General features: G+C 74.5%; 1 protein-coding gene and 1 pseudogene. One reads left to right on the top strand and one right to left on the bottom strand.

Translation table 11 applies throughout. From position 1 onward, the window contains the following. The coding region (locus tag KBX53_RS33510; protein WP_210863871.1) for a glycosyltransferase at positions 1-708 on the bottom strand (708 nt) is incomplete at its 3' end. 168 nt (positions 709-876) lie between these two features. Between KBX53_RS33510 and KBX53_RS33505 the strand changes: the two are divergent. Continuing rightward, positions 877-1,202: pseudogene (locus KBX53_RS33505) on the top strand (low molecular weight phosphatase family protein); the annotation flags it as partial.

The raw sequence follows: 1,202 nt of genomic DNA, 5'->3' as shown, positions 1-1,202 counted from the left end.
TTCCAACCCCTGCCGCGCCCCGATGGTCCCGGCGTGCATCACCACGCACCGACCGTCGCGGCGGACCAGTTGGCGGGCCGCCGCGCCGGGCGTCGCCGGATGGAAGATCCGCTCGTCGGTCCAGTTCAGCACCATCCGGACCCGGTCCGGGTCGGCGCCGGCGGCGACCACCAGGTCCCGCATCGACGGCGCGGCGACCGCGATGCGCGCCGCGGTCCGGTAGACCCGGGTCATCGTGGCGCCCAGCCGCGCCGCCCAGCGCCCCTCGCCCCGCTCGTCGACGCCGTCGCGAGCCCAGACGTCCTGCACGTGCAGCACCGCCGGCACCCGGCCCAGCAACCGGAGCACCCCGGCGGCGGCGAACGTCGTCGCCGGCAGCTGGAAGACGTAGAGCGCGTCGATATCGCCGAGGAACCGGCGGGCGACCAGGCCCGCGCTGCCGGCGAAGGAGAGGTAGCTGGCCATCCGGCCCCCGACCGACGCGGCGCCCCCGGGGTAGCGGGGCACCCGTCGGACACTGAGCCGTTGGCTGTGCGTCTCGTGGTACCACCGCTGCCGCCAGCCCGGATAGACGTGCCCGCCGGGGTAGTCCGGAAAGCCGGTCAGGACCCGTACCTCGTGCCCCCGCGCGGCCAACTCCTCGGCGAGGCTCCCAGGGATGAACGCCGGCTCGGGCGGAAAGTGGTACGACAGGATGCCGATCTTCACCGGTTCACCCCCGTCCGCGGCGGATCGACGTCGGCCGGCGCGGCAGCACAGCCGGTGGGCGTGCGGCCCGCGTACGATGCCGACAACCCCTCCTTGCGCGGCCACCGGCGTCGACGCACCGCCCTCGCGGTGTGCGCGCCCGCGTCCGCACCGATGAGAGGGGCACCGATGCCTGATCGCGTGTTGTTCGTCTGCCACGCCAACCTGTGCCGGTCGCCAATGGCCGAGTACCTGGCCCGTCGGCTGCTGACCGACCGACCCGTCGAGGTGGCCAGCGCCGGCACCGACGCGATCGACGGGTTGGCCATGCACCCGTACGCCATGGAGGTCGCGACCGAGAGCGGCGCGGACCCGGCGGCGTTCCGGACCCGGGTGCTGCGCCCCGAGTACCTGGTCGACGCGACGCTCGTGCTGACCGCGACCCGGCGCCAACGCTCGGTCTGCACCGCGCTGGCGCCGGGAGCGCTGCACCGGACGTTCACGCTGCGCCAGTT

Source organism: Micromonospora sp. M51 (genome assembly GCF_018070305.1).
Taxonomy (GTDB): Bacteria; Actinomycetota; Actinomycetes; order Mycobacteriales; family Micromonosporaceae; genus Micromonospora; species Micromonospora parva.
This window is presented reverse-complemented; position numbering and strand designations above follow the sequence as displayed.